Source organism: Paenalcaligenes sp. DL 463 (assembly GCF_057475185.1).
In genome coordinates this window covers 287,923-307,764 of record NZ_JBYBKX010000001.1, presented here as the reverse complement: position 1 = coordinate 307,764, position 19,842 = coordinate 287,923, and the positions used below count along the sequence as shown (strand labels likewise).

Below are 19,842 nucleotides of genomic sequence, written 5' to 3'. Positions count from 1 at the left end.
AGATCTCCTTAAGCACCAATCTGACGCGACACGAATGTCGTGGAAATCGGCAGCTTAGCGGCAGCTAGACGGAATGCTTCACGGGCTAGCTCTTCGCTAACACCTTCCATTTCGTACAGCATTTTGCCGGGTTGAATTTCAGCGACCCAGAATTCTGGATTACCCTTACCACTACCCATACGAACTTCAGCAGGTTTCTGTGAAATTGGTTTGTCTGGGAAGATACGGATCCAAATACGGCCACCACGTTTAATGTGACGGTTAATCGCACGACGAGCAGCTTCAATCTGGCGTGCAGTCAAACGACCGCGGCCAGTTGCCTTAAGACCGAATTCGCCAAATGAAACTTGCGCTCCACGTGTTGCTAAACCGGTGTTACGACCTTTGTGCTCTTTGCGATACTTTCTGCGAGAGGGTTGCAACATAGTTATTCTCCTTCAGGCGCAGGCGCTGCAGAAGCATCGCGACGTGGACCACGACCACGACCTGGGCGACGACCTTCAGGACGCTCCCCACGTGGACGACGGTGACGACGATCTTCTGGAGCTGCTGTCTCAACAGGCATTTCGCCGTTAGGAAGCATATCGCCTTTATAAACCCAAACTTTGATGCCAATAATACCGTAAGTAGTATGGGCTTCTGCTGTACCGTAATCGATGTTGGCACGCAATGTGTGTAGCGGCACGCGACCTTCGCGGTACCACTCACTACGAGCAATTTCGATTCCGTTCAAACGACCAGCGCTCATGATCTTGATACCTTGGGCACCAAGACGCATTGCGTTCTGCATCGCACGTTTCATGGCGCGACGGAACTGAATACGTTTCTCAAGTTGCTGAGCGATTGAATCAGCCACAAGCTGAGCATCGGTTTCAGGTTTACGAATTTCTTCGATATTAACGTGTACAGGAACGCCCATCAAACGCTGAAGGTCAACCTTCAGGCTTTCGATGTCCTCACCACGCTTACCGATCACAACGCCTGGACGGGCGGAGTAAATCGTAATGCGGGCGTTCTTGTTGGGGCGCTCAATAACGACACGGCCAACAGAAGCATTCTTGAGCTTTTTCTTGAGGTACTCGCGTACGCGGATATCGTCAGCCAGCATGCCGGCGAACTCGTTGTGATCAGCGTACCAACGAGAGCTCCAGTTGCGGTTAACAGCGAGGCGGAACCCAATTGGGTGAACTTTTTGTCCCATTGTGACTCCTTAAGCGCCGACCTTGACCACAATGTGGCAAGTCTGCTTCTCGATACGGTTACCGCGGCCTTTAGCGCGTGCGGAGAATCGTTTCAATGATTGACCTTTATCCACATACACTGTGGTTACGCGTAGCTCGTCAATATCGGCACCGTCGTTATGTTCAGCATTAGCAATAGCGGATTCAAGCGCTTTTTTGATAATGCCAGCGGCTTTCTTGGGAGTGAAAGTCAAGGTATTTAGTGCTTGAGACACAGACTTACCACGGATCATGTCCGCGACCAAGCGTGCCTTCTGCGCTGAAATACGCACTCCACGAATAGTTGCAGTGGTTTCCATCGCTATCTCCGTGACTTCTTATCCGCAATATGACCTTTAAACGTACGGGTCAACGCGAATTCGCCAAGCTTATGACCAACCATATTCTCGTTGATGTAAACGGGAATATGTTGACGGCCATTGTGCACAGCAATCGTCAGCCCAATAAACTCGGGCAGGATGGTTGAGCGGCGTGACCAAGTTTTGATCGGCCGTTTATCGTTGCCCGTGACAGCAGCATCTACTTTTTTAATGAGATACTCGTCTACAAATGGGCCTTTTTTAATCGAACGTGACATTTGTTCGCCCCTTACTTGCGCTTGCGACGCGAGACAATCATATTGTCTGTGCGTTTGTTACGGCGGGTGCGGTAGCCCTTAGCAGGAGTACCCCATGGACTAACTGGCTCACGGCCTTCGCCCGTACGACCTTCACCACCACCATGAGGGTGATCGATCGGGTTCATGGCAACACCACGAACAGTAGGACGTACACCGCGCCAACGAGTGGCACCGGCTTTACCAATTTGTCGCAAGCTATTATCTTCATTGCTTACCGAACCAATAGTGGCGCGGCAATCGATGTGTACGCGACGTACTTCACCCGAGCGCAAACGCACTTGGGAGTATGAACCGTCACGCGCTAGCAAGACGGCAGAAGCACCAGCCGAACGAGCCAATTGCGCACCTTTACCGGGCAACATCTCGATGCAGTGAATCGTTGCACCAATTGGAATGTTGCGGATAGGCAATGTGTTACCAGCGCGAATCGGTGCATCTTGACCGGACAACAATGTTGCACCGACTTCGAGGCCACGAGGAGCGATGATGTAACGACGTTCGCCGTCTGCATAACAAAGCAATGCAATGTGAGCAGTACGGTTTGGATCGTATTCGAGACGCTCTACTTTCGCAGGAATACCGTCTTTGTTACGACGAAAATCTACGATACGGTAGTGCTGTTTATGACCACCACCACGGTGACGTACCGTTATGTGACCATTGTTGTTACGACCTGCCGTACGTGATTTCTTTTCGAGTAATGGAGCATAAGGGGCACCTTTGTGTAGCTCAGAGTGCACCACTTTGACCATACCGCGACGGCCAGCAGACGTTGGTTTTACTTTAACGAGTGCCATATTAGTTCACCTCACTAAAGTCGAGTTCCTGACCGGCTTTGAGCGAAACATAGGCTTTACGCTCGTTACGGCGACGGCCTTCAAAACGACCAAAGCGCTTTTGTTTACCGTTCTGGTTAAGAACTTGCACGGACTCGACTTCAACCTTGAACAACTGTTCTACAGCTGCTTTGATTTCAGGTTTAGTAGCGTCAGCTGCAACACGAAATGCGATTTGCTGATTTTGTTCAGCTACCATCGTGGCTTTCTCAGTTACGACTGGAGCCAGGATGACTTGGAGTAAGCGTTCTGCGTTCATCCCAAGATCTCCTCGAGTTGAGCGATAGCTGCCTTGGTGATCAACACTTTCTTGAAGTGGATCAACGAAACAGGATCAGCGTAACGCGGTTCTACCACAGCAACGTGAGGCAAGTTACGTGTAGCTAGATAAAGATTTTCATCAAATGCATCAGTAATGATTAGCACAGACTCTAAACCCATGTCTTTTAGTTTCGTTGCAGCCAATTTTGTTTTTGGCGCTTCGAGAGCAAAAGAATCAATCACAGCAATACGGTCTTCACGTGCTAACTGAGACAAAATGGAACGCAAACCAGCGCGATACATTTTCTTGTTAACTTTGTGGCTGTAATTTTCTTCGCCAGTGTTCGGGAAAGCGCGACCGCCCCCACGCCACAATGGTGAAGATGTCATACCTGCACGTGCACGACCTGTACCTTTTTGCTTCCAAGGTTTACGTGTGCTGTGCGAAACGGTACCACGGGTTTTCTGCTTGCTGTTTGCACTGCGTGCATTCGCTTGAAAAGCGACAACGATTTGATGTACTAGCGCTTCGTTGAACTCACGACCGAAAACCACATCGGAAGCAGCAACTGTAGACGCAGCTTGACCCTGATCATTCAGGAGCTTGAGTTCCATAATTAGGCTCCTTTCTTGATGGCGGGACGTACAACTACGTCGCCATTTTTGTGACCGGGAACAGCACCACGCACCAACAACAAACCACGCTCAGCGTCAACGCGAACGATATCTAGGTTTTGAACTGTGCGGGTAGCAGCACCCAAATGACCGGCCATTTTCTTACCGGGGAATACACGACCGGGATCTTGAGCCATACCGATAGAACCAGGAACTCGGTGTGAAATCGAGTTACCGTGGGAGCGGCGTTGGCCTGAAAAATGGTGGCGCTTGATCGTACCAGCAAAACCCTTACCGATGGTTGTACCTGTTACGTCAACTTTTTGACCGACTTCGAAAACGCTATCAACGGCAATAACAGCACCAGCGGTGTGTTCAGCGGCTTTAGCGGGATCTAAGCGGAATTCCTTCAAAACACTACCTGCTTCTACGCCAGCTTTAGCGTAGTGTCCGGTAGCTGCTTTATTTACGCGTGTTGCGCGGCGTGTGCCATATGCCACTTGAACAGCAGCGTAGCCATCAGCTTCGGGCGACTTGACTTGGGTTACGCGGTTGTTTGACACGTCCAACACTGTTACCGGTACGGATTCACCGTCTTCGGTAAAGATGCGGGTCATGCCAACTTTGCGCCCAACAAGGCCCAGCCGCCATGCGGCAGGCACAGGTGTCGAGTTCGACATCTTTTTCTCCATTCCCAACTACGATTGGTCGGGGCTTATTTACTGATTACGCATACGTTTGTATACAGAACCTGCTATTTAACCACTCTTACTACAGTAAAAATGGCTAAGCTAACTAATATAACACGAACAAGCAAAGGCGAGCAATAAAATAAGTATCTGTCAAGCGGGAATACAACAGCCTTAACTCGCTAATAAGCCTTTGATAAGAAACTGATCCCACCTCTACGCGTTCACGCGTGTCGCCGTGCGACAAAACGCTCTACGTATTCATTATTGGGGTGTTGGATGATCTCTTCGGGACTACCCGCTTGCTCGACCAATCCGTCTTTCAAAATGACAATATGCTGACCTAAGCGTAACGCCTCATCAATATCATGCGTCACAAAGATCACCGTTTTTTGTAAACGACTTTGTAGACTTAATAATTGATCTTGCATCTCGTATCGAATTAATGGGTCGAGTGCAGAAAAAGCCTCATCCATTAACAAAACATCGGCATCCGTGGCTAAGGCCCGAGCCAATCCAACCCGCTGTCGCATGCCCCCTGAAAGCTCATCTGGATAATGCCGTTCATAACCCGCTAGGCCGACATTCTCGATCCACTGGCTGGTACGTTCCGCGACGCTTTCAGGAACCTCTTTTCGCACCGTTAACCCGAAAGCTACGTTCTCTTCTACTGTTAAATGCGGCAGCAGGGCAAAGCTTTGAAAAACCATACTCATCTTATGGCGCCTAAACTGTCGTAGCTGGTCGAGTGTGAGGTCAAGAATGTTCTCGCCATCAACCAGCACCTCGCCTGCCGTGGGATCAATTAAACGATTAATGTGGCGGATAAGTGTGGATTTTCCAGATCCAGACAAGCCCATCACACACGAAATCTCGCCGGTCTTGAACGCAGCGCTAACGCCCGCTAAGCCGATGTTCACCCCACAGCGTTGTTGCACCTTTTGCTTAGCTGCGCCCTCTTTCAGCATCGTCAAGGCGGGCTCGGGCGACGAGCCAAACACCTTAACCACATGACGAAGCTGTACTTTATAGTCACTCATGATTTGGGCTCCGCGTTCACTTTACGCGCTCGGCTACGCTTTGAGCGCCCGTAGGCTTGGCTCGTGCGATCCATAACAATCGCTAGAATAACAATGGCAAAACCGGCTTGCAAACCGCGCCCAATATCGTTTGTTTGGATTCCAGCCAACACGTCTTCACCCAAACCTTGCGCACCAATCATTGAGGCCACCACCACCATCGAAAGAGCCATCATGGTGGTTTGGTTAATGCCCGCCATAATGCTGGGTCTCGCCAAAGGCAGCGTGACCTTATAAAGCATTTGTGCGCGCGTCACCCCGAACGACTGTGCCGCTTCAATAAGCTCATGATCGACCTGCCGTATCCCTAAGCTGGTTAGGCGGATTAGCGGAGGCACCGCATAGATGATGGTTGCTAATATCGCTGGCACCTTGCCCAAGCCAAATAGCATCAGCACAGGGATCAAATAGACAAAGCTAGGCATGGTTTGCATCACATCCAACAATGGAGAAATTAGCTTACGCACCCAACGATTTCTTGCCATTACAATCCCGATGGGTATGCCAATTACCACCGATAAGGCGGTAGATAACAACACCAACGCCAACGTTTGCATGAGCTTGTCCCACAAACCCAAGGCGCCGATGACATAAAAACCCAGTGTATAAAGTACAGCCGAGCTGAAACGGCGCGTGGAGTGCCAACTTAATGCGGCAACCAGCACCAAGAACAACAATGCCGGTATGGTCATCAACAAACGTTCTAAGGGCAGCAGCACATTCAACAGTACAAAGTGGCTCACCTCTCTGAACGAATCACCACTTTTACGCACCACGATGCGTAACTCTTCATTGATCTTGTCTCGTAACGACCAACTTGGAAAAATAGCTTGTTGCCCCATTAAGCTAGTGGAATGGCCAATTACCTGTATTCCCGTATTCGATAACGACGACTCAAGGCGTTGCGCTGCTTCATCGGGCATCCATTCTTTCCAATACTCGGGGTATTGTTTCAGAAAGTTGGCTGCTGCGTCCGCTCCCGACATTTGCTGCTCGTTCATCTCCAAAATAATGGCGTTCATGATCCCCGGTCTCAGCGTTAGGCTTTCGAACAGGGGTAGCAGCGCCGGATGCTGCTGCGTAAACGGGGTTGATAAGCCAACACTCAAACGAGAGAGGACGAAATCAGTCGGGCACGCTTTGCCTGTTTCATTCACAGCGGCATCCCAACACGCCTGATCAAAAGGAGGTTGCTCAATGCGTCTAAAACTGTACTTCGCCATCAGGCCTGCGGGCTGCCAATAGTAAAACAAGATTGGCACGCCTCGTTCGTACGCTGCACTAATCGCAGAATCAAGGGCCGCTCCGGTACCTGGGCGAAAGTTCACATAATGTTCACTCAGCCCATTCGCCTCTAGTAGTTCCGTATTAAATTTCTCGCACACCCAGCCTGTAGGACAATTAAAGAATCGTCCTTTAGTGGGCTGCTCATGATCGGCAAACACCTGCGCAAGATCCGCCAAATCGGCGACATTCTTTAAATCTGGGGTTAAAGGCTTGATGTTGCGGTTCGCGTCACCATCAATCATGTAGTCAGGTACGTACCAGCCCTGTACAGCCCCGCCTTCTAGGGTGTCACCCACCACTTTTACCGTGTTCGCCGCCACGGCATTTTCAATAATTTCAGTACGCCCAGACCACAGTTCCGCAATAATTTGTATATCATTTTGAGCGAGCGCGGTCTCAAGCGCGGCAGAAGTCCCAGGAACCACTTCTACCTTACAACCATACCCTTTTTCTAGAATTTGCTTTACTAGTTGGGTTGTGAAGGCGGCACTCTCCCAAGACAGATCCGCCATCTTGATGGGCGTATCACCACAAGTGCTTTGCTTTTGCTCAGCGGCAAGCGCTGGGGCTACTACAGCAAAACAACACAATAAGATCAGGTATCGCACAAGCCCCACGAACTGAGCGCACATCAGGCTCTCCTTCAGGCTACGGTACTCGGTTGATTGGTTCCACCGCCAGTGGCTTGCCGAAGACAAAGGTGCATTCAAAGCCGTGACGGTATTCTTGGCTGCTGATGTTACGAAGCTTTTAGCATATACCAACTGAGGCGAGGAAAACGCAAATTGTCATTTTCCTGCCTCAGTATTTTCAAAAAACCGCCATTCGCTCAGTGTTAACAGGGGATTACATACTCGTGGCTTTGGTCCGTATCGATGTAGACGTTGCTACAACATGATCACGCTTCTTTGATCGATGAATAGACCATGCGCTTAGTGCTGAAACCAGCCCCGCAAACACCACATAGCTTGCGACATACCCTGGTTGATTGTCGTTAGCATGCAATAAAGCGGTTGCAATCATGGGTGTGATGCCAGAGGCAAAAATACCAGAGAATTGGTACACAAAAGAAATGCCGGTGTAACGCACATCGGTGTCAAACAACTCACAAAATAGCGCTGCCTCTGGGCCATACACTGAGGCATAAAGAATGCCAAACGGGATAATAATGGACAACCAAACGATCCATGTGCTGTCCACATGCGCCGTCATTAAATACAAAGCGGGTAAGGCCGAAACCCCGGGTGCCAAGCATAGGCTCAGAGACAAACCAACTTGCGGCCACGACGCATATAAACCGCGCTTTTCCTTAGGGGCATACTCATAAGCCATCAACACAGCACCGCCCCACTCGCCACCCAAACCGATACCCTGCATCACACGACAAATCAACAACAAGATCGGTGCCCAAATACCTATGCTTTCGTACGAAGGGATTAAACCGATGGCGAAGGTGGAAACCCCCATCAAAATCAATGTGGCAATCAAAGCCCCTTTGCGACTGACCTTGTCACCGATATGCCCAAAGATAATGCCGCCTAATGGCCTTGCTAAGAACCCTATCGCAAACGTGGCGTAAGCCAACATCGTGCCGATAAAAGGGTCCCCTGACGGAAAGTACAACTTATTAAAGACCAGCCCAGCAATAACTCCGTATAAGAAAAAGTCATACCATTCGATCGTCGCGCCAATGACAGACGCCCGCACTACACGATGTACTTCTTTCTTTTTATCTGCTTGCATCTTATCTCTCCTTTCCCCCAACACTCTAATGAGTGGGCGGCTTATTAAGCGTTACGCAGGATCATCTCGGAGGCTCGCTCAGCGATCATCACCACTGGCACATTGGTGTTTCCCGAAACAAGCGTTGGCATAATGGAGGCATCGACCACCCTCAAGCCTTGAACGCCGTGCACACGTAACTCGTTATCAACGACTGCTGATGAATCGCTTGCCACGCCCATTTTTGCTGTACCAGAGGGGTGGAAGATTGTGGCGCCGTAATTACGGCAAAACTCTAATACTTGCTCATCACTTTGCTGCTCTACACCCGGGCGATGTTCCCGCACTAACAGCTCACTTAATGGACCAGTGCTTGCGATACGACGCGCTAAACGAACCGCCGCAACGGCTGTACGACGATCTAAGTCAGCGCTCAAATAGTTCGGATTGATCGCAATCGGCGTTGCTGGATCTCGATCCCCTAACTCTAGAAAGCCTCTTGACTCGGGGCGTAGTTGGCAGATGGACACCGTACAACCCGAAAATGGGTGCACTTTTCCACCGGCCTGTTCCGCTGACAACGTGCCGAAGTGAATCTGCACGTCTGGGCTTGTGGCTTCTCCCTCCAAGGCGTAACCGAAAGCACCGCCTTGATTGATCCCTATCGCTAAAGGGCCTGATCGCTTTAACAACCACTGCAGACCGATTTTTCCCTTACCCCACACTGTGCGTAATTGATCATTATTCGTGATGGGTTTGGAAACTTCGTACATCAAACGCAACTGCAAGTGGTCTTGAAGATTTTGTCCTACCCCTGACAACGCCTTCACCACGGGAATGCCGAATTTTTGTAATGACTCTGCTGGGCCTACTCCAGATAACAGCAGTGTGTGCGGGCTTTGTATCGCTCCTGCACTCAAGATGACCTCTCGGTTTGCCTTGATGTTCTGAACTGCGCCTCCGTTATGGCTAAACGCTACGCCTACTGCTTTTGTTCCCTCAAACAGCACACGATGGACCAGAGAGTCAGTTTTTACGGTTAAGTTTTTTCGGCTTCTTGCAGGACGTAAGTACGTTACAGCCGTGGATTGCCGTAAACCATTTTTCGTCGTCAATTGATAATAGCCAGCACCCAATTGATCTCCGGAATTGAAGTCTTGAGTGCGTGGCATTCCGTTTAATCCCGCCGATTTAATAAAGGCATCAACCAGTTCATGATTAGCAGGAATGGAGGTCGCACTTAACGGCCCACTTTTGCCACGCGTGTCTGAGTCGGGCAAATCATTGTTCTCTAACTTTCTGAGGTACGGGAGACACTCTTGCCAGCTCCAGCCTTGATTACCCAGCGTTGACCAGCGGTCATAATCTTGTTTTTGACCTCGGATGTAAATTAGCCCATTGATAGAGCTGCATCCCCCTAAGGTCTTTCCTCGCGGCCAGTAGAAGCTGCGATTGTTCATGTGTGGGTCAGTTTGCGTCTGAAAGGCCCAATTCAGCTTCTTGTTAAACATGGTTTTTCCATACCCAATAGGGATATGGATCCACATATTTTTATCTTCAGGCCCAGCTTCAAGCAAGCAGACCGTATACTTTCCATTTTCACTTAAACGGCTGGCGAGCACGCAACCCGCTGAGCCCGCACCCACAACCACATAATCGTAATGCGCTCTCACACCAGTCTCCTTGTTCTTGTGCAGACTAATTTAGAGAGCAATGGAACTTCTCAATATAGGGTTTGCGCTTAAAAAACCATAATTGGCACTACGTTATGCAAAGCGGTCCCATTTCAAACAACAGTTTTAGAACTAAAATTCAAAAAAAAGTAAGAATAGGCCTATGCACAAAAAAGGAGTATTACGTGCCGGACCAGAACACATCCCCTCGAGTATTAGTCATCGTTGAAGCCTTAGCTACCTCTGGCCAACCACTAACGTTTGCTCAGCTACTACAACGTACGTCCCAACGTTGAAGTTCCCTTACATTGCACGGCCAGCGGCAAACTTTTTCTGGCTCACATGCCCCTCATCGAACAGCAAGACCACCTAAAGCGTCTTGAGCTCACCGCCTATACACAAAGCACGATTACAGACCATCAGACACTGAAGGGCGAACTTGAGAATACCTACCGACAAGGGTTTGGCGTTGATCAAGAAGAGTTTGTAAAAGGTATGGTCGCCATTGCGGTCCCCATCTATGGGGCCTCAAGCAGGGAAATCATCGCCGCCGTCGCATGCCATGCGGTTTCGGCGCGTACCGATTTACGAAAGCTACTGTCCCACCGTTCGTTAATGCAAGAAGTCGCTGACGAAATAGCGCAAGTGTTCTGCACACAATTCAGCAGCCAATGCAACATATCAACACCCCGCTAAAACGAAAGCCAAGCAATGTATTGATATGCTGCACAAGACAAAAAGGCCGAGTCCCCTTATGAGACTCGGCCTTCTTTATTTAAATGTCTAATCAGTGATCCGACATTCAAAAAATCTTTTACTGCAGTGCAATTTCCACGTCAACACCTGCTGGCAGGTCTAAACGCATCAAAGCATCAACAGTTTTGTCTGTAGGATCAACAATATCCATTAGACGCTGGTGTGTACGCATTTCAACTTGGTCACGCGCTGTCTTGTTCACGTGAGGTGAGCTTAACAAGTCGTAACGACGGATACGTGTAGGTAGAGGTACAGGACCACGGACTACAGCACCAGTGCGCTTAGCCGTATCAACGATTTCAGCCGCAGACTGATCGATAAGTTTGTAATCGAAAGCCTTAAGGCGGATACGGATTTTTTGGTTTTTCATGAGAATTCCTAAAGAACGAAAAGCGCGGGAGCCGGATAATGGCCCCCGCATTTAAACTACATCAGCAGTTTACTTGATGATTTTGGCAACAACGCCAGCACCAACAGTACGGCCACCTTCGCGAATCGCGAAACGCAGACCTTCTTCCATCGCAATCGGAGCGATCAACGATACGGTCATCGAGATGTTATCACCAGGCAAGACCATTTCTTTGTCTTCTGGCAACTCAATCGTACCGGTTACGTCCGTTGTACGGAAGTAGAACTGAGGACGGTAGCCTTTAAAGAAAGGTGTGTGACGACCACCCTCTTCTTTGGACAGAATGTAGACCTCAGCGGTGAAATCTGTGTGTGGCTTAATGGAACCAGGCTTGGCCAATACTTGACCACGCTCAACGTCTTCACGCTTCGTACCACGTAGCAATACACCCACGTTATCGCCCGCTTCACCCTGATCGAGCAACTTGCGGAACATCTCAACGCCTGTACAAATCGATTTCACCGTCTCACGGATACCAACGATCTCGATCTCTTCACCCACTTTCACCACACCACGCTCAATACGGCCAGTTACTACTGTACCGCGACCGGAGATGGAGAATACGTCTTCAACAGGCATCAAGAATGCACCGTCAACTGCACGCTCAGGGGTAGGAATGTAGCTGTCTAGCGCGGCGGCTAACTCAACCACTGCAGGGTGACCCAAGGGGCTGGTGTCGCCCTCAAGTGCCAACTTGGCTGAACCCTTAATGATCGGTGTGTCGTCGCCTGGGAAATCGTAGTTCGACAACAACTCGCGAACTTCCATTTCAACCAACTCGAGCAACTCTTCGTCATCAACCATGTCCGCTTTATTCAGGAACACAACGATGTAAGGCACGCCAACCTGACGGCTTAACAAAATGTGCTCGCGTGTCTGTGGCATGGGGCCATCAGCAGCAGAAACCACAAGAATCGCGCCATCCATCTGCGCAGCACCTGTAATCATGTTTTTAACGTAGTCAGCGTGACCTGGGCAGTCAACGTGAGCGTAGTGACGGTTAGGTGTCTCGTACTCAACGTGTGAGGTGCTGATGGTAATACCACGCGCTTTCTCTTCAGGAGCGGCGTCAATTTGCGCGTAATCGCGTGCTTCACCGCCGTACTCTTTTGCCAAAACCGTGCAGATTGCTGCAGTCAAAGTGGTTTTACCGTGGTCAACGTGACCGATTGTGCCGACGTTGACGTGTGGTTTAGTCCGTTCAAACTTACCTTTTGCCATGATTTATCCCAACTATGTTTTCTAGAAAACAAAAATATTTGAAACCTGCCTGTTTATACAACAGGCAGGCACATAAGTGTTATTTATTTTGCCCGTGCGCTGACAACTTCATCAGCAACGTGCTTAGGCGCCTCGGCGTACTGCTTAAACTCCATGCTGTATGTCGCACGGCCTTGAGTTTGTGACCGTAGGCTTGTGGAGTAACCAAACATCTCTGCTAAAGGTACTTCAGCTTTGATCGATTTACCACCACCAGGAATGTCTTCCATACCTTGGACCATACCGCGACGTGATGACAAATCGCCCATCACTGTACCGGCATACTCTTCAGGTGTTTCGACATCAACCGCCATTGTAGGCTCTAACAATACAGGGTCTGCTTTACGCATACCTTCCTTGAAAGCCATTGAAGCAGCCAAGCGGAAAGCGTTTTCGTTAGAGTCAACATCATGGTAAGAACCAAAGAACAATGTTGCTTTAACGTCAACCACTGGGTAACCAGCAATAACGCCTGCAGGCAATGTTTCACGAATACCTTTGTCAACAGCAGGGATGTATTCACGAGGAACCACACCACCTTTAATTTCGTCAACAAACTCGTAACCACCACCGGCCTCGAGAGGCTCAAGCTTAAGTACCACGTGACCGTACTGACCACGACCACCGGATTGACGTACGAATTTACCTTCGACTTCTTCGCACGTTTTACGGATGGTTTCACGGTAGGCAACTTGTGGCTTACCTACGTTAGCTTCTACACCGAACTCGCGACGCATACGGTCAACAAGAACTTCAAGGTGAAGCTCACCCATACCGGAAATGATCGTTTGGCCGGACTCTTCATCACTGCTAACACGGAAAGACGGATCTTCTTGTGCCAAGCGTGACAGAGCCACACCCATTTTCTCTTGGTCAGATTTGGTTTTAGGCTCTACCGCCTGTGAAATAACAGGCTCAGGGAACTCCATGCGCTCGAGAATCACGTGATTCTGCATATCGCACAAGGTTTCACCGGTTGTCACTTCTTTCAAACCAACCACAGCGGCAATATCACCAGCCACGAGCTCTTTAAGCTCGGCACGGTTATTAGCATGCATCTGCAGAATTCGACCGATACGCTCGCGCTTACCCTTAACTGGGTTATACACGGTGTCGCCAGAACGTAATACACCTGAATACACACGAACGAAAGTAAGCTGACCGACAAAGTTATCTGTCATAAGCTTAAATGCCAATGCGGACATAGGCTCTTCGTCACTCGCTGCACGTGTTACAGCATTACCGTCGTCATCTTCACCGCCAACTGGTGGAATATCAACCGGTGATGGCATGTAGTCAATAACGGCGTCTAGCATGCGCTGTACACCTTTATTTTTAAAGGCTGTACCACATAACATCGGCTGGATTTCGCCAGCGATTGTACGTAAACGAATACCTTCGGTGATTTCTGCCTCGGTGAGGTCACCCTCTTCGAGGTACTTGTTCATCAACTCTTCGTTAGCTTCTGCTGCGCTTTCAACAAGCTGCTCACGCCACTGATTAGCGTCATCAACAAGGTGCTCTGGGATATCAACGTACTCGAACTTAATACCGTAGTTCTCGTTCTCCCAAACAATACCTTTCATTTTGACGAGATCAACAACGCCTTGGAATTCGTCTTCAGCACCAATCGGCAATACGATAGGTACTGGGTTCGCTTTCAAACGCAGTTTCAGTTGGTCTAGTACTTTGAAAAAGTTAGCGCCCGTACGGTCCATTTTGTTAATAAATAACAAACGTGGAACGTTGTATTTATTAGCCTGACGCCATACAGTTTCAGACTGAGGCTGTACACCACCCACAGCACAATAAACCATTACAGCGCCATCAAGTACACGCATGGAACGCTCAACTTCAATCGTGAAGTCAACGTGTCCAGGTGTGTCAATGATGTTGACGCGATGCTCTGGGTAATTGCCTGCCATACCACTCCAGAAAGCAGTCGTAGCAGCGGAGGTAATGGTGATACCACGCTCTTGCTCTTGCTCCATCCAGTCCATGGTGGCGGAACCTTCGTGGGTTTCGCCCAGCTTGTGGCTTACACCGGTGTAAAACAGGATGCGTTCTGTCGTAGTGGTTTTTCCGGCATCAATGTGCGCAGAAATACCAATATTACGATAGCGCTCGATAGGGGTTTTGCGGGCCATGATTTATATGTCCTTTGATTACCAACGGAAATGGCTGAATGCTTTGTTGGCTTCTGCCATTCTATGCGTGTCTTCACGCTTTCTCATTGCACCACCACGACCTTCGGCTGCATCAAGCAACTCGCCAGCCAAGCGTAAATCCATGGATTTTTCGCTGCGTTTTTTTGCTGCTTCACGCAACCAACGCATGGCCAACGCCAAACGACGTACAGGACGAACCTCGACAGGTACTTGGTAGTTAGCACCACCGACACGGCGGCTTTTTACTTCGACAACAGGTTTAATGTTGTTAATGGCGGTTGAGAACACTTCAATGGGATCTTTGCCGGCTTTTTCCTGAATGTGGTCAAGGGCGCCATAAACAATACGTTCGGCAACAGCTTTCTTGCCGGACAACATAACAACGTTCATAAATTTGGCAAGCTCAACGTTACCAAACTTTGGATCGGGCAGAATTTCTCTTTTGGGTACTTCGCGACGGCGAGGCATATTACTTTCCTTTGTGACAATTCAGTTGAACCGCGTTTCACGGCCACGGCTATTTATCAAAAAACAGCCACTTACATGCCTTCGTAATAAATAAAACAAAGGCTGCACGGACACGGACTAGATAACTAGTCTGCGGAAACTACAGCTTATTTAGGACGCTTCGCGCCGTATTTAGAACGAGCTTGCTTACGGTCTTTAACGCCTTGTAAATCAAGCGCACCGCGAACAATGTGATAACGCACACCCGGCAAGTCTTTTACACGACCGCCACGGATAAGTACGACTGAGTGCTCTTGCAAGTTGTGACCTTCACCACCGATGTATGAAATGACTTCATAGCCGTTGGTAAGGCGAACTTTAGCTACTTTACGTAGAGCAGAGTTAGGTTTTTTTGGAGTGGTGGTGTAGACACGGGTGCAAACACCACGGCGCTGAGGGCAGTTCTCGAGCGCTGGGCTTTTGCTGCCTGGGCGACCGACGCTGCGCGGCTTGCGCACTAATTGACTAATGGTTGGCATAACCTCGACGTATCCTTTTACGTACAAACACTTGACACGTCCCGGCCGCTATACGGCTTGGACGACTTGCACAGAACCGCCCAAAACGAGTATTTACGTAAAAGAGCGGGTCTAGCACTATTTTACTTGGCAATCGACTTATCTTTTATTAAAAACAAATGACAGCCCGCCAAGAAATTTACTTTAGGAAAACCGGCAAAGGGTCCTATGAGTAAGCCCACCAATGTACCATGTTGATCACTTTTAGGTCAATAATTCGACTTTCCTAGGCCTTTATTCGCAGCAGAACGTTAGATTCAGGTCACATCCGGCTTAAACGTTACAAACTGTGGCGTTGAAGGCTATACTTTTAGGCACTTCCCACGTTCTAAATATCATTAGGCTCTATGAATATTGCATCGCTTGAAGATGACTTAGCACAGGCCCAACTTATCGCTCAGACTCTGGAATCAGCAGGCTACACTTGCACGCAATTTGCCACGGGCAAGTCATTGATTAGCCATTTGGCTAAATCACCTGACTTTGATCTGATCATTCTGGATTGGGAAGTTCCTGATGTCAGCGGTTTAGACGTTTTACATTGGATCCGCAATAACCAAGGTTACGCTCTGCCCGTCCTGTTTCTTACCAGTCGCACTAGCGAGACCGATATTGTTACGGGCTTACAAGCCGGCGCCGATGACTACATGCTCAAGCCTGTACGTGAAGGCGAGCTAACAGCGCGTGTACAAGCTCTTATCCGACGCATGAATCCCATCGTGCCATCTAGTGAGCCTTTCGACTTTGGGCCCTACAAAATTAATCCAGTGGAAAGCACGGTACATTTAAATGAGGAAAACATCGTACTGGCACCTAAAGAGTTTGAGCTCGCTCTACTACTCTTCAGAAACCCGGGCCGACTGTTTTCACGTGACGTCCTTGCTACATCGGTGTGGAACCGAGAAATTCCTGCTACGTCTCGGACATTAGATACGCACCTTTCAAACATACGTCGTAAGCTTCAGCTGCGTCCTGAGAACGGTGTGCGTTTAAACGCATCTTATGCACTCGGCTATCGCTTAGAGTCACTTAACGAACACTAATTACCCAAACAATATGTTTAGCCGCCTAGTCTTAACCTTCCTAACGGCATTTGCCGTGCTTAGTCAGCCCGTAGTTGCTCAACCCTCGGGGGCCGAAGGTGAAGACTTCATTTACCGCGTTCAAGCCGGAGACACCCTGTCAGATCTGGCCGAGCTATACACCATAAATAACGCAAATTGGCGCACGCTACAGACATTAAACAACATCGCTGACCCTCTCGCGTTGCCAATTGGAAAAAACCTACGTATTCCATTTTCAATGATTCCGATGCACGCGGCTCCCGCCGTGGTTACGCATCGCGTAGGCCAACCACTGATTAACAACAGCCCAGCGCAATTAGGCGATGAGCTGCAAGAAGGCGACGTCATTAACACTGATCAGCAATCCTTCTTAACCTTAATGCTGACTGATGAAAGTACGATCAGTATTCCTCCCGACAGCCACGTCACGCTTCAACGTATCCAAGCTTTCGAGCGTGCGCGCATCAGCGACTCTATCCTGTTGCTCGAAACCGGAAACATCGAAACACGGGTGGCGCCGAATAAACAAGGCGTAGGTCGCTTCGAGGTGCACACGCCCATCGCCATTACAGGCGTACGCGGCACCGACTTGCGAGTCAGTGCCTACGACGATAAAACGATCACCGAAGTACTAACGGGTCAGGCAAAACTGCATGCGCCCGGCCAACGCTCACAAATGGTCCCCACTAACCGTGGTGCGGCGATTGATCACAGCGGCGCCATCTTTGCCAGCGGCACGCTGCTCCCTGCCCCTGCTATTTCCGAGCCTACACGCGGCCGTAGTGGTTGGGAGATTCACTATCCGCCCCTATCCGGAGCCCAACACTATCTCGTCCAAGTCTCACTCGACGAAGTGGGTTCACAACTCGTGTCCCGACAGTTCACTACCGACACCACAGCCCACTTTCGAGGCGTTGGGTCGGGAACCCACTACGTACGCGTTCGTGCTATTGATGAAAACGGCATAATGGGGCGAGATGCCATTGCAAGCTTCCCTGGCCAACCCGTATTGCAATCCAGTAACGGGGCGCCCGTGATGACGCGATTTAATATCCCCGTGACGCTAAACGACTTCTAAACTTGATCGCATGCGTAGTCCAACCCATAACGCTGGGCTACCGGTTCGCCCAAGTGCATTAGCCAAACAACTGCAATTTGAATGGCGAGTCGTCACCTGCTTACTTTTGCTTGTCACTGTTTTACTATTGCTGTTCAGGCACGACCTGAGGCTTACGCAAATCGACAACGCATTCTATGATTTGCAAACAAAGTTGAATACCCCCACAGCGGTAGATAAAAAAATTGCTTTAATCATTATTGATGATGGTAGCCTAAAAGAATTAGGGTACTGGCCATGGAGGCGTGCTGAACACGCCAGACTGCTAGAGCGGCTCCAAAATGCAAAAGCGGTAGGGTTTGATATTATTTTTGAAGACCTAAACCCAGCTTATCCTGTTGATGATGTTATTTTTGCTAATGCATTAAAAGGACACGGACGTACGGTTCTACCTATAGTGGTTCAATCGGGTTATACCCATGCCGCCCTACCCTTAGCTTCTCTGGCAAACGCCTCTTCAGAGTTAGGTTTCATCAATATTTATCCCGACCCAGACGGGGTAGTAAGACGGTTTGACACGCGTCTACAAACGCAAGACGGTGCGACATGGCATCACATGACACTGGCGATGCTTAGAGCCGGTGGAGAAGCCGCTGTTGCCGATGCTCTACTTACCGACAGCAAACCAACACGGCTGATTCCTTTTTCGGGTAGACACGGACATTTTGAAAGTTATGCATACGCCGCTGTACTCGCGGGGCACTACCCAGCCGACACCTTTAACGATCGTTACGTACTAATCGGTGCTTGGAGCAGCGGGCTAACCGACTCTTACCCTACCCCTCTGTCGTGGGAAGAGCAGACCAGCATGACGGGAGTAGAGATCCTTGCCAACAGCTTGAGCAGTGCCAGACAAAACAAATGGATTGATGAGCAGCCGCTTTCGCTTCTCATCCTTATCAGTCTGCTCCCTGTGTTTTTTATTTGTGTTATTTTAATTCGCGCCTCACCACGGCGAGCGTTGATGGCCACCATCGGCCTACTGCTCGCGATTCTTGTCATTAACTGGATACAACTGCACCTGTTTCGAGTGTGGTCCCCGCCTACGGCTAGCCTCATCGGCACCCTACTTGCTTATCCGGTATGGCATTGGCGAAGCCAAGAGGCTGTACTTCGTAAAGTAAATCAAGAGCTCTCTACGTTGAGCGAACAACACCCTACGTTACGGTTGGCGCTGCAAGCTAAAGCACATTCTGAAACCTTACCTGCACGACTTAGCTATTTGCATCACGGTATTGAACTACTACGCGAGGCCCAGCAACGTCGTGAGCAAACCTTAAGATTTATCTCTCATGACATGAGAGCCCCACAAAATTCAATTTTGGCATTAATTTCAATGCAACGGGCGCAAGCAGACACATTGGCGCCAACTCAGCTTTTAGGCCAAATCGAAAGTTACGCCTACACCACGCTAGAGCTCGTCGATAGCTTCATGGACTTAGCACACGCCGAAGCGGTTGAGCTGGAATTTAACGTTATCAATGTGATTGATCTGATCGCCGAGGTCTGCGATGAATCATGGTCCAGAGCCCAACTGAAACAAATTCAGTTAGTTTTTGATGAACCCGAAGACGCATTCTGGCTAAACGCTAACCAGCCAATGTTAAAGCGTGCACTAAGCAACTTAGTGGACAATGCCATCAAATACAGCTCTCCCAACACCCAAATACAGTGCTCGGTCTTTCAACACGACAATAACGTGATCATTCGCATTAGTGATCAAGGTTGGGGTATCCCTGAACACTTACAACCCACTATTTTCCAAGCGTTTCACCGCGTCCCGTACGATAGCAACGAGGCACCTACGGGTAGTGGAATCGGTTTAGCCTTTGTCGAAACGGTCATACAACGACATCAAGGTCGCATTGAACTAGAAAGCGAAGTCAACAAGGGCAGCACCTTTATTGTGTACTTACCCATACCACCCGACGAATACGAAAAGGATCCACAAGCTTAAGCCCTTTTCTTATTTTCTCTCAGCCAGTGCAGAGCTTTTCAGATAGAACTACATGAAAAAAGCC

The 19,842-nt window shown here is 49.3% G+C and carries 21 protein-coding genes; 4 read left to right on the top strand and 17 right to left on the bottom strand.

Features of this window, described 5'->3' with window-relative positions; translation table 11 throughout:
• Positions 1–8 precede the first annotated feature (8 nt).
• From rplP to AC2UZI_RS01395, 12 genes are all read right to left on the bottom strand, one after another.
• Complete coding sequence (gene rplP / locus AC2UZI_RS01450) at positions 9–425, bottom strand: 50S ribosomal protein L16 (RefSeq protein WP_238665734.1); 417 nt, start codon at positions 423–425, stop codon at positions 9–11.
• Between the two features lie 2 nt (positions 426–427).
• Positions 428–1,201, bottom strand: a complete 774-nt coding sequence (gene rpsC / locus AC2UZI_RS01445; RefSeq protein WP_486942051.1) for a 30S ribosomal protein S3 — start codon at positions 1,199–1,201, stop codon at positions 428–430.
• Between the two features lie 9 nt (positions 1,202–1,210).
• Positions 1,211–1,540: a 50S ribosomal protein L22 gene (gene rplV, locus AC2UZI_RS01440; RefSeq protein ID WP_486942050.1), complete on the bottom strand. Its 330-nt coding sequence runs from the start codon at positions 1,538–1,540 to the stop codon at positions 1,211–1,213.
• 2 nt (positions 1,541–1,542) lie between these two features.
• Positions 1,543–1,818, bottom strand: coding sequence for a 30S ribosomal protein S19 (gene rpsS, locus AC2UZI_RS01435; protein WP_486942049.1), 276 nt, complete (start codon positions 1,816–1,818; stop codon positions 1,543–1,545).
• A gap of 11 nt (positions 1,819–1,829) precedes the next feature.
• A complete protein-coding gene (gene rplB / locus AC2UZI_RS01430) occupies positions 1,830–2,657 on the bottom strand; it encodes a 50S ribosomal protein L2 (RefSeq protein ID WP_486942048.1) in 828 nt (275 codons plus the stop codon).
• Position 2,658: 1 nt separating this feature from the next.
• Positions 2,659–2,955, bottom strand: a complete 297-nt coding sequence (rplW, locus tag AC2UZI_RS01425; protein WP_486942047.1) for a 50S ribosomal protein L23 — start codon at positions 2,953–2,955, stop codon at positions 2,659–2,661.
• A complete protein-coding gene (rplD, locus tag AC2UZI_RS01420; RefSeq protein WP_486942046.1) occupies positions 2,952–3,572 on the bottom strand; it encodes a 50S ribosomal protein L4 in 621 nt (206 codons plus the stop codon). Before rplD ends, rplW begins: the two co-directional genes overlap by 4 nt.
• Positions 3,573–3,574: 2 nt before the next feature.
• On the bottom strand, positions 3,575–4,252 hold the full coding sequence (gene rplC, locus AC2UZI_RS01415; protein ID WP_486942045.1) for a 50S ribosomal protein L3: 678 nt from the start codon (positions 4,250–4,252) through the stop codon (positions 3,575–3,577).
• Between the two features lie 233 nt (positions 4,253–4,485).
• The gene (locus AC2UZI_RS01410) at positions 4,486–5,301 is read right to left on the bottom strand and encodes an ATP-binding cassette domain-containing protein (protein ID WP_486942044.1); all 816 of its coding nucleotides are present in this window, start codon (positions 5,299–5,301) and stop codon (positions 4,486–4,488) included.
• Positions 5,298–7,259 (bottom strand): glycine betaine ABC transporter substrate-binding protein, encoded by a 1,962-nt coding sequence (locus AC2UZI_RS01405; protein ID WP_486942043.1) that lies wholly within the window; start codon positions 7,257–7,259, stop codon positions 5,298–5,300. The genes AC2UZI_RS01410 and AC2UZI_RS01405 overlap by 4 nt, the downstream gene beginning before the upstream one ends.
• A gap of 214 nt (positions 7,260–7,473) precedes the next feature.
• The gene (locus AC2UZI_RS01400; protein WP_486942042.1) at positions 7,474–8,370 is read right to left on the bottom strand and encodes an MFS transporter; all 897 of its coding nucleotides are present in this window, start codon (positions 8,368–8,370) and stop codon (positions 7,474–7,476) included.
• Positions 8,371–8,414: 44 nt separating this feature from the next.
• A complete protein-coding gene (locus tag AC2UZI_RS01395; RefSeq protein WP_486942041.1) occupies positions 8,415–10,022 on the bottom strand; it encodes a GMC family oxidoreductase in 1,608 nt (535 codons plus the stop codon).
• Between the two features lie 261 nt (positions 10,023–10,283).
• On the opposite strand from AC2UZI_RS01395, the gene AC2UZI_RS01390 reads away from it, so the two are divergent.
• Positions 10,284–10,718 carry an IclR family transcriptional regulator gene (locus AC2UZI_RS01390; protein WP_486942040.1) on the top strand — a complete coding sequence of 145 codons (435 nt, stop codon included), beginning with the start codon at positions 10,284–10,286 and terminating at the stop codon, positions 10,716–10,718.
• A gap of 118 nt (positions 10,719–10,836) precedes the next feature.
• Here the strand turns inward: AC2UZI_RS01390 and rpsJ are convergent, their stop codons facing one another.
• From rpsJ to rpsL, 5 genes are all read right to left on the bottom strand, one after another.
• Positions 10,837–11,148 (bottom strand): 30S ribosomal protein S10, encoded by a 312-nt coding sequence (rpsJ, locus tag AC2UZI_RS01385; protein WP_238665749.1) that lies wholly within the window; start codon positions 11,146–11,148, stop codon positions 10,837–10,839.
• A gap of 69 nt (positions 11,149–11,217) precedes the next feature.
• Positions 11,218–12,408 carry an elongation factor Tu gene (tuf, locus tag AC2UZI_RS01380; protein WP_486942025.1) on the bottom strand — a complete coding sequence of 397 codons (1,191 nt, stop codon included), beginning with the start codon at positions 12,406–12,408 and terminating at the stop codon, positions 11,218–11,220.
• Between the two features lie 83 nt (positions 12,409–12,491).
• Positions 12,492–14,594, bottom strand: a complete 2,103-nt coding sequence (gene fusA, locus AC2UZI_RS01375; protein WP_486942039.1) for an elongation factor G — start codon at positions 14,592–14,594, stop codon at positions 12,492–12,494.
• A gap of 18 nt (positions 14,595–14,612) precedes the next feature.
• Positions 14,613–15,083 (bottom strand): 30S ribosomal protein S7, encoded by a 471-nt coding sequence (gene rpsG, locus AC2UZI_RS01370; RefSeq protein WP_486942038.1) that lies wholly within the window; start codon positions 15,081–15,083, stop codon positions 14,613–14,615.
• 146 nt (positions 15,084–15,229) lie between these two features.
• On the bottom strand, positions 15,230–15,601 hold the full coding sequence (gene rpsL, locus AC2UZI_RS01365; RefSeq protein ID WP_486942037.1) for a 30S ribosomal protein S12: 372 nt from the start codon (positions 15,599–15,601) through the stop codon (positions 15,230–15,232).
• A gap of 386 nt (positions 15,602–15,987) precedes the next feature.
• Here rpsL and AC2UZI_RS01360 point away from each other — a divergent pair, with 386 nt between their 5' ends.
• From AC2UZI_RS01360 to AC2UZI_RS01350, 3 genes are read left to right on the top strand one after another with little or no spacing between them, the layout of a single operon-like run.
• The gene (locus tag AC2UZI_RS01360) at positions 15,988–16,683 is read left to right on the top strand and encodes a response regulator transcription factor (protein WP_486942036.1); all 696 of its coding nucleotides are present in this window, start codon (positions 15,988–15,990) and stop codon (positions 16,681–16,683) included.
• A gap of 55 nt (positions 16,684–16,738) precedes the next feature.
• A complete protein-coding gene (locus tag AC2UZI_RS01355) occupies positions 16,739–17,782 on the top strand; it encodes a FecR family protein (RefSeq protein ID WP_486942035.1) in 1,044 nt (347 codons plus the stop codon).
• Between the two features lie 10 nt (positions 17,783–17,792).
• Positions 17,793–19,778, top strand: coding sequence for a CHASE2 domain-containing protein (locus AC2UZI_RS01350; protein WP_486942034.1), 1,986 nt, complete (start codon positions 17,793–17,795; stop codon positions 19,776–19,778).
• Positions 19,779–19,842 lie beyond the last annotated feature (64 nt).

What these genes read in the sequence shown, in the direction of transcription:
- rplB (WP_486942048.1), bottom strand. Translation starts at nt 2,657, where the DNA reads ATGGCACTCGTTAAAGTAAAACCAACGTCTGCTGGCCGTCGCGGTATG.
- rpsG (WP_486942038.1), bottom strand. Translation starts at nt 15,083, where the DNA reads ATGCCTCGCCGTCGCGAAGTACCCAAAAGAGAAATTCTGCCCGATCCA.
- rplP (WP_238665734.1), bottom strand. Translation starts at nt 425, where the DNA reads ATGTTGCAACCCTCTCGCAGAAAGTATCGCAAAGAGCACAAAGGTCGT.
- rpsJ (WP_238665749.1), bottom strand. Translation starts at nt 11,148, where the DNA reads ATGAAAAACCAAAAAATCCGTATCCGCCTTAAGGCTTTCGATTACAAA.
- AC2UZI_RS01350 (WP_486942034.1), top strand. Translation starts at nt 17,793, where the DNA reads ATGCGTAGTCCAACCCATAACGCTGGGCTACCGGTTCGCCCAAGTGCA.
- tuf (WP_486942025.1), bottom strand. Translation starts at nt 12,408, where the DNA reads ATGGCAAAAGGTAAGTTTGAACGGACTAAACCACACGTCAACGTCGGC.
- fusA (WP_486942039.1), bottom strand. Translation starts at nt 14,594, where the DNA reads ATGGCCCGCAAAACCCCTATCGAGCGCTATCGTAATATTGGTATTTCT.
- AC2UZI_RS01360 (WP_486942036.1), top strand. Translation starts at nt 15,988, where the DNA reads ATGAATATTGCATCGCTTGAAGATGACTTAGCACAGGCCCAACTTATC.
- AC2UZI_RS01410 (WP_486942044.1), bottom strand. Translation starts at nt 5,301, where the DNA reads ATGAGTGACTATAAAGTACAGCTTCGTCATGTGGTTAAGGTGTTTGGC.
- rplC (WP_486942045.1), bottom strand. Translation starts at nt 4,252, where the DNA reads ATGTCGAACTCGACACCTGTGCCTGCCGCATGGCGGCTGGGCCTTGTT.
- rplV (WP_486942050.1), bottom strand. Translation starts at nt 1,540, where the DNA reads ATGGAAACCACTGCAACTATTCGTGGAGTGCGTATTTCAGCGCAGAAG.
- rplW (WP_486942047.1), bottom strand. Translation starts at nt 2,955, where the DNA reads ATGAACGCAGAACGCTTACTCCAAGTCATCCTGGCTCCAGTCGTAACT.
- rpsC (WP_486942051.1), bottom strand. Translation starts at nt 1,201, where the DNA reads ATGGGACAAAAAGTTCACCCAATTGGGTTCCGCCTCGCTGTTAACCGC.
- AC2UZI_RS01405 (WP_486942043.1), bottom strand. Translation starts at nt 7,259, where the DNA reads ATGTGCGCTCAGTTCGTGGGGCTTGTGCGATACCTGATCTTATTGTGT.
- AC2UZI_RS01400 (WP_486942042.1), bottom strand. Translation starts at nt 8,370, where the DNA reads ATGCAAGCAGATAAAAAGAAAGAAGTACATCGTGTAGTGCGGGCGTCT.
- rplD (WP_486942046.1), bottom strand. Translation starts at nt 3,572, where the DNA reads ATGGAACTCAAGCTCCTGAATGATCAGGGTCAAGCTGCGTCTACAGTT.
- rpsS (WP_486942049.1), bottom strand. Translation starts at nt 1,818, where the DNA reads ATGTCACGTTCGATTAAAAAAGGCCCATTTGTAGACGAGTATCTCATT.
- rpsL (WP_486942037.1), bottom strand. Translation starts at nt 15,601, where the DNA reads ATGCCAACCATTAGTCAATTAGTGCGCAAGCCGCGCAGCGTCGGTCGC.